This window comes from Vibrio aestuarianus, from assembly GCF_012395185.1.
Taxonomy (GTDB): domain Bacteria; phylum Pseudomonadota; class Gammaproteobacteria; order Enterobacterales; family Vibrionaceae; genus Vibrio; species Vibrio aestuarianus.
The window spans coordinates 26,750-34,190 of sequence record NZ_JAAZTU010000041.1; the positions used below are offsets into that span (position 1 = coordinate 26,750).

5 protein-coding genes and 5 pseudogenes are annotated in these 7,441 nt (G+C 42.1%); 6 read left to right on the forward strand and 4 right to left on the reverse strand.

What is annotated here, in order from left to right; genetic code table 11:
- Position 1 precedes the first annotated feature (1 nt).
- Together HGG78_RS19030 and fadA are read left to right on the forward strand one after the other, a co-directional pair.
- A complete protein-coding gene (locus HGG78_RS19030; RefSeq protein WP_254068238.1) occupies positions 2 to 319 on the forward strand; it encodes a hypothetical protein in 318 nt (105 codons plus the stop codon).
- A 16-nt stretch (positions 320 to 335) separates the two neighbouring features.
- A pseudogene (gene fadA / locus HGG78_RS16200) lies at positions 336 to 1,434 on the forward strand (acetyl-CoA C-acyltransferase FadA).
- Positions 1,435 to 1,517: 83 nt separating this feature from the next.
- Here the strand turns inward: fadA and tnpA are convergent.
- The 4 genes and pseudogenes from tnpA to HGG78_RS16220 all read right to left on the reverse strand — a co-directional run.
- A pseudogene (tnpA, locus tag HGG78_RS16205) lies at positions 1,518 to 1,765 on the reverse strand (IS200/IS605 family transposase); the annotation flags it as partial.
- Positions 1,766 to 1,838: 73 nt separating this feature from the next.
- Positions 1,839 to 2,759 carry an IS5 family transposase gene (locus HGG78_RS16210; protein ID WP_172533531.1) on the reverse strand — a complete coding sequence of 307 codons (921 nt, stop codon included), beginning with the start codon at positions 2,757 to 2,759 and terminating at the stop codon, positions 1,839 to 1,841.
- A 137-nt stretch (positions 2,760 to 2,896) separates the two neighbouring features.
- Positions 2,897 to 3,000: pseudogene (locus tag HGG78_RS16215) on the reverse strand (IS200/IS605 family transposase); the annotation flags it as partial.
- Positions 3,001 to 3,085: 85 nt separating this feature from the next.
- Positions 3,086 to 4,096: a helix-turn-helix transcriptional regulator gene (locus tag HGG78_RS16220; protein WP_172533532.1), complete on the reverse strand. Its 1,011-nt coding sequence runs from the start codon at positions 4,094 to 4,096 to the stop codon at positions 3,086 to 3,088.
- 269 nt (positions 4,097 to 4,365) lie between these two features.
- On the opposite strand from HGG78_RS16220, the gene HGG78_RS16225 reads away from it, so the two are divergent.
- The 4 genes and pseudogenes from HGG78_RS16225 to HGG78_RS16240 all read left to right on the forward strand — a co-directional run.
- Positions 4,366 to 5,139 carry a hypothetical protein gene (locus HGG78_RS16225; RefSeq protein ID WP_172533533.1) on the forward strand — a complete coding sequence of 258 codons (774 nt, stop codon included), beginning with the start codon at positions 4,366 to 4,368 and terminating at the stop codon, positions 5,137 to 5,139.
- Positions 5,140 to 5,279: 140 nt separating this feature from the next.
- Positions 5,280 to 6,275: a linear amide C-N hydrolase gene (locus tag HGG78_RS16230; RefSeq protein ID WP_172533534.1), complete on the forward strand. Its 996-nt coding sequence runs from the start codon at positions 5,280 to 5,282 to the stop codon at positions 6,273 to 6,275.
- A 201-nt stretch (positions 6,276 to 6,476) separates the two neighbouring features.
- A pseudogene (locus HGG78_RS16235) lies at positions 6,477 to 6,838 on the forward strand (helix-turn-helix domain-containing protein); the annotation flags it as partial.
- 131 nt (positions 6,839 to 6,969) lie between these two features.
- A pseudogene (locus HGG78_RS16240) lies at positions 6,970 to 7,101 on the forward strand (transposase); the annotation flags it as partial.
- Between the last annotated feature and the right edge of the window lie 340 nt (positions 7,102 to 7,441).

Below are 7,441 nucleotides of genomic sequence, written 5' to 3' on the forward strand. Positions count from 1 at the left end.
GTTGCTCAATCAAGTATGTCATCAACCTGTCGACTTTTCTTCTGACGATATTCAGTTGCGTATGATGCTACCTATGATGTTTGAGGCGATTCGGTGTTTAGATGAAGGGGTTATCAATTCGGCGGAAGAAGGAGACATCGCATTTATTTTCGGTACTGGTTTCCCCCCTTTCCGCGGCGGTTTGTTCTACTACATGGATCAATTTGGTCTACAGAAACTTGTAGAAACAGCGAAACAATACGAAAAACTTAGTTCGTTATACAAGATCCCACAAGGCTTGATTACTCGATCTGAGAACAACCAAAGTTTTTACGCATAATTAGGAGAAGAGAACCATGAAAAGTGTAGTAATTGTTGATGCAATTCGAACTCCGATGGGGCGTTCAAAAAGTGGTGCGTTTCGTCATGTTCGCCCTGACGATCTATCCGCACACTTAATGGCTAGTATGTTAATGAGATAATCAAAAGTCTCAGCTAGCGAAATTGATGATATTATGTGGGGTAGTGTGCAACAAACTGAAGAACAGGGCTGTAACTTGGCACGTATTGCTGCACTGCAACCACGGTAAACCGACTTTGTGGTTCGTCAATGGACGCACTTCATATGGCAACAAGAGCAATTAAAGCTGGTGATGCAGATATTGTAATGGTTGGTGGTGTTGAGCATATGGGACATGTCCCTATGACAAAGGGGATTAACCTAAATAGCTATAACCGTAATATGGCTCAGCCTCTGCAATGATGGGATTAACGGCTGAAGCGCTTGCAAAGATCCACAAGATCTCTTGTGAAGAACAAGATGAACTGGGTGCCCGTTTACACCGTTTAGCACATCAAGCGATTCTCGAAGGGCGATTCGACAATGAAATCGTAACAGTTTTAGGTCATGATCAAGACGGCTTACCGATTTTAGTTAAAGATGACGAGGTGATTCGTCCCGAAACAACGACTGAGTCACTAGGTCTGCTACGGCCGGTATTTGATCCAATAGGCAGTGTGACTGCGGGCACACCTTCTGCTTTGTCGGACGGTGCATCTTGCTTATTGGTTATGAGTGAGGAGAAAGCGAAAGAGCTTGGTGTTCAGGCTCGAGCCAAAGTGCTTGCGTGCGCAACGGCAGGTGTTCCGGCTGCGATCATGGGTTATGGGCCGGTTCCTGCGTCTCTGAAAGCGCTCGAAAAATCCAACTTGTCGATTGAAGATATTGATTACGCGGAAGTTAACGAAGCCTTTGCAGCTCAAGCTATCTCTTGTCTAAAAGATCTCGGATTGTGGGATGCGCGAGAAGATAAAGTTAACCTTCATGAAGGTGCCATTTCACTCGGACACCCGCTTGGATGCTCTGGCGCGCGTATCATTGGGACGTTAATAAACATAATGGAGCAACGTAACGGTAAGTATGGGCTTGCGACCACCATAGAGCTGATTGACTAGTCTTGAGTAAATTACCACCTTCTAAAGAAGCTGGTTGTGTGTGAGTCCCCTAAAAGGGGGGCCTTTGTTTAGTCCCACGCTAATTATTGTAGCTTCACGCGCTCTTTCTTCTTTTGATGTCCCTTACATAACGTCGAATGATATCTTCATTAATCCCTATGTTATCGACAAAGCAGCCCCTTTGCCAAAAGTGGTTACCTAAGAGCTTATTTCTCCTCAAATATGGGAATTTACTGAAGAGTTATAAAGCTATTTTTCCTTTCAATACTCCCATCGACATGGATGTTGATAGCTTAGGTGGGAATTTTACTACCAAGTGTACGTGGTCAACTGAACGTTTAATTCAACGAGGCTTTGTTGCGTAATTATATTTAAAGATAGAGCTACCCCGTTTCGGGTATTTCTTAGTCAATACGACAAGTTTCAGGCATCCCTAACCCAGTGAGCTTGTTCAACGCTTTTATCATCGCGTAAGTCTCACCCACCTGCGCATTGTAATTTCTTAAGCTCAATCGCCCTCCTAGTAACTGTTTAACTCGATACATCGCGGTTTCTGAGAGTGAACGTCTGTGGTATCCATACCGCTCTTTCCAATACTTATTTGAGCCGTATAACTTCTGGCAACCCACTGCGAGATTTCGAGGATGACCGCGCTCCCAGAAGGCTGCCCCTTCTCGTGGGGGAATAAGCGCAACGGCTCGCTTAATCTTAATAGCAGCATGACACGCTCTCGTGTCGTAAGCGCCATCACCAGACACCTCAAGGATACTTCGGCGTGTTTGTCTCAGTAAGTTCGGGAGGACCTCTCCATCTGTAACCGTCGATAAACTTAGCTCGGCTGCAATGATCTCGTGAGTGCTTGTATCGACTGCAATATGCAGCTTTCGCCAAACTCTCCGCTTGCCATCTGCCCCGTGTTTTTTGACTTTCCATTCACCTTCGCCATAAACCTTAAAGCCAGTCGCATCAATGGCTAGGTGCTGTATCGCTCCTCTCGTTTTAGTCTTAAATGAGACCTCAACTTGCTTGGCTCTACGACTGATGCAGGTGTAATGTGGACAACTCAATGGAACATGGGCAAGTCTAAATACCGAGTCGATAAATCCTTGCAGCGCTCTCAGTGGCATAGAAAAAACTCGTTTTACCATGAGCGCTGTCGTGATAGCTAAGTCACTGAATCGACGTGGCCTCCCGCGCTTATTCTGTTTGCTTTGCACCCACCCGCATATCGCCTCTTCATCAATCCAAAAGGTCAGAGAGCCTCGATTAATGAGTGATTGGTTGTATTGCTTCCAGTTGGTTGTTTTGTAAAGAGGTTTAGGCATGAGGCTACGAGAGATAGTGGATGTAACTGATCAGATCGTAGGCTCTGGATTTAGTTCCATTGAATTACGCAACAAAGCCATTCAACGACTTCGTATCCATGTTGATTACAGTAAACATTTATATACCAATAAACTTATTTCCCTATATTATTTTTCAAGATCGTAATCGGAACTTTGGTGTCAACACTATATGATATTGACATCTCAAAAATACGGGTGAAGCATGATTGTATCTGCTCATGTTATTTGTTCTATTTGACTTAGCTAAAAATCGAGAGAGCATTTAACCAGGATAGAACTGCAGGCAAAACCGAACTTTCATCCCTTCACTTAATTGAACTCGGTGCCTCTCCTGTCCAGCGCTTAAACGCTCGTGTGAAGCAACTCAATTCAGAGAAGCCTAATTGGAATGCAATTTCGGTCATGTTGTTATCGGGGTCTTGCAGAAGCGTCAGTGCTTTTTGTAAACGGTAATTATTGAGTATTGCCTTGAAGTTGGTCTGAGCATAGGAAAGTCTACGGTTCAAGGTCCTAGGACTGGTAAATAGCTTTTGTGCAACTAGTGTTGAAGTAACATTACGTAGCGTCGGAAGCTCATCAAGTACGAGAGAGACTTGTAAGCGGATATCGTTCAGGTTCAATTTAGCGGTGCGCTCTTGTATCCAAGTAAGGTTATGTTCCAAAAGTTGCGGATTCGCGAAAGGTGATGGCTGTTGTAACTGCTGTGTCTTAAAAGTAATTTTCCTGATTGGACTTTTTTCGATACTTGACACTTGATAGGTCTGGCAAAACTTATCAACGAGATCTTTTGAATAGTTATGATGAGGAGCGTATATGCGGCAAGGTAACACTTCCCCCTTATTTAACTGACGCAATATTTCAAGAATAACGCATACCATTAATGAAATACCGACTTGAGTGATCGAGTAGGACTCAGGAGTCTGACTGTTGGTGATCCAAAGCTCAGTCACTTCGCCAATTTGATGGAGAGATATGTCAGCCTGCGGTGTAAGTATAATGAAATGCTCACAAAGAAGCTCTAAGCATTGATGTAAGGTAGGCGCCGACCATAGGGCGACCGAGAAACTGCCAAAGGTAAAAGGTGTGACGTATTTGGCCGCATCGATAGAGAAATCGTATCGAGATTGTTTAATCAGTTCATTTTGAAGTTCTCTAGCTAGTCGAATATCTGGGTTATCTTTTCCTAAGACTAGCATTTCGCGATAACTATCGATTGAGTCTAAATCTATGCCATAGTGATGTGCCGTTTGGGTTAAAAGATTGAACCAACCGTAATGAAAATAATAACGTTGATCTTGTCTATACTTTCTAATCATGACTATCCTACCGTTAAAAACTACCAAACAATTATCGTTTGAATTGCTTTATAAAAAATTGAGCTAAGTTAAATGACGGTCATATTTTCACAAATAAATAATTTAATTATAAAACCAATATAAATTGCAAATGGTTTGATTTTTAATTTGCTTAACAGGCCAATGGATTGGCTGAGTTAGCCTACAGAATCAAGATGGGATGGCTCGCGCTAAACTCTGATGAATTTATCAATAGAATGCTCCAGTAAACTTTAAAACAGGAGTAAAATGTGCGTATTACAAAAACTGGTTTAGGCATTGTAGTCGCCGCAGCCATGAGTTCGTCAATGACTGCCGCTGAAGAGGTTGTTGACCCAGGCGATATGACCAAAGTCTATACCCAAGTCGGAACTACCATTGATAGTGATAGCAATATCCGTTTACTTGGTTCTTTGTCTGGCAGCCACTCTAACGGGGACAATTTCTTATTTTATGGTGACGTTGTTTTTGGAGATGCCGATTTTCACGATGAAGATTATGGTACTGCCTATAACAATGCGCGACTGCAGTATTTTCATGTAATGAATACTTCTTTGACCTCCCTACCAAAAATCGGGTTTTCAATCGATGCGATACATAGTCGTTTACCGGAAGTAAAACACGTCGGTGATGACATGAGTATCGTGTCAGCAGGTATTGTTGGCATGATTAACCCTATTTACACAGGCAAATTTATGCTGTTCCCAAACTTAGCTTATGCGAAGGGGGAGATGTATGGCGAAAGCGTGGATGGTGTACTTGCAAACTTATACTTAACTAGGCGTATCGCGGAAAATCGCTCTTACATTGGCTTTTTTCCAGAGTACATGAACGTGTCGGGTGGTTCGGTAAATCGTGAAAGCATTAAGCTTAAGCTCCAAGTTGGGACACCAGTTACAGATAGCCAAAGGTTGTGGCTGATTACAACTTACGAGCATCAAGAATCGACTCAGATGATTTCTAATCATGACTATGGGTGGTCCAATGGTTCAAGAGTTGAGTTGGGTTTTAAGTACTACCTATAGATTTGGCTTAATAGGCCAAACGTTTTACTTGGTGGGTATCTGTGTTGAATGCTTAACCCTGTTCAATTTATTTGGCCATATAAAGAGTTATATTCAATTTAACGAAAAAATTAACGTCTAATATAATATCGGAAACTATTATGAACAAACAACTAAATAAAGCATTTTTAACGACTTGTATTATTTCTTCCATCTCAATTCCAACTATAACTCAGGCATGTTCTAACGTATTTTGGGATAGCCCGCAGGGGGTTATAGTAACGCGTACAATGGACTGGATGGAGTCAACCAAGCCATTATTGCTAAAAGTAACAGCGGGTGAAAAACGCAACTTCCATGGTACAGGTACGAGTGAGCAAGAGTACACGGTCAAGAACAGCTTTTTGGCCATCGGGGGATATGGCAAACTTATAGGTGAAGGCGTTAATGAACACGGTTTACACTCAAGTATTCAATACTACGGTGATATGCAAATGGAGAAAGGTAATGAGAATACCTTAAGCCAGAATGAATTAGCGGGTTACTTTCTAGCAAACTTTAATAATGTTCAACAAGTTATTGATAGTGTTAAAGATATTGAAGTGGGTTTAACAGCAATTCCGGGTATGGAAAAGCCACCACGTTGGCACTATATTGTGTCTGACGTCTCTGGTGATCGCGCCGTGATTCAATATGATGATAATGGTGTAAATATTTACCGTGGCGATGACGCTCAGGTCGTAACAAATAGCAATCAAAAAGTTCTGAATGAAGCTTGGATTGAGAAGTCTAAACAGCTAAAAGAGTTTGGTGGTTATGGTAGCCAGTTTCAGCTAGGAGCGGGTAATACCGACTCAGAGCAGCGCTACGTGTTTGCTAAGTATTTTCTTTCACAAATTAAAAATACAAGCTCACCTAAACATGCCATGATGTCGGTAGAGGGTACCGCATTTAAAGTACCACAGCAGGCTACTTACCGACCTCAAGATGGTATGGATACTTATGCTACAGAATACACGATCACTTACAACCTAAATTCTGGTGACATGGTGTTTAAATACACGGGCGACGACTGGTATCAGCGTGAGTGGAACTACAAAGAGTTGTTGGCATCTGACCAAAAACTAGAAACTCCGCTGTATGGCAAAGAAAGCTAATCGGAAGCGATATATACTCAATTAACTTGAAGGTGTTGGCTTGACCACCTTCAAGTTATCATTTGTTCGAGGCGCTAAAGAGTCTGGGAGCTCGGGAAGGGGCACAGTGCAAAAATTCTCGATTGCTTCTTTGAATTCCCGTTTAGTTATTGAAATAAACCGTGTGATTTATAGACATCCTTTCAACTATACTGGATGCGTATGGCCAGGGAAATTCAGCAAAGACTACAGTGGGTAAAGATGTATGAGGAATGTGGTGATGCAGGCGTAGGCCTCGTCTGTCGACGATGTGGTATTTTTAGACCAACATTACGTAAGTGGGCGAAGCAATATCAGCTGAATGGAATCGCTGGTCTCGAAAGCCAAAGCAAACGCTCACATTCTTCTCCAGATGCCAAGATCATGAGATGCGCAAAAAGCGCAACTTAGGTGCGAGGCGCTTACAAACAGAGCTAATCCGACTTCACCAAGTACACCTAAGCACAGCAACTATCCATAAAGTTTTATCAGAAGCTTCTGTTAAACCGATTGTAACTCGTCGACGTAAAAAAGATTTCCAAAGATAAGAGCGCCCAGTCCCTGGTGATAGAGTCCATATGGATACCTGAAACTTGTCGTATTGACTAAGAAATACACGAAATGGGATGGCTTTATCTCTAAATCTAATTACGCAACAAAGCCTCTTTGTCTTCAAGGCATTATCGCATCGGCAAGTTATCCGTTAAATATCTGCATACTTGAAGGGGTAAACAACAAGATAAAACTAATCAAGCGAATTGGGTATCGAGATACAGATTACTTCTTCTTGAAGATAAAAGCGGCTTTTTATTCAAATAATATTGACAGATGCCCCAAAGGGGAATTCTTGCTTTTGACTCAAAATGACTCAAAAGTCGTAATGCTTTGGCTAAATGAGGAGGTTAGAAGCTTTTATCTTGAGACGTATTTGAAGTGAGCTTTTGTGACGCTGTAATAAATAAAAATTTAGGTGAAAAGCTCAGATTCTATTCCAACAATAGGTAGTGGTGTAGGTTGACGCGGCGTTGTTGACTAAATCAGTTGGAACCTTTTCTCAGTCCTGCGATCTGATCCCATGTAGTAGAAGCATGGTGTTGTTATGGGTAAGTCGAAGAAGAAGATAGCGAACTGGAGTGAGTATAATGAAG

Excerpts from the sequence above, each read along its gene's own strand:
- HGG78_RS16210 (WP_172533531.1), bottom strand. The coding sequence starts at position 2,759 with ATGCCTAAACCTCTTTACAAAACAACCAACTGGAAGCAATACAACCAA.
- HGG78_RS16220 (WP_172533532.1), bottom strand. The coding sequence starts at position 4,096 with ATGATTAGAAAGTATAGACAAGATCAACGTTATTATTTTCATTACGGT.
- HGG78_RS16230 (WP_172533534.1), top strand. The coding sequence starts at position 5,280 with ATGAACAAACAACTAAATAAAGCATTTTTAACGACTTGTATTATTTCT.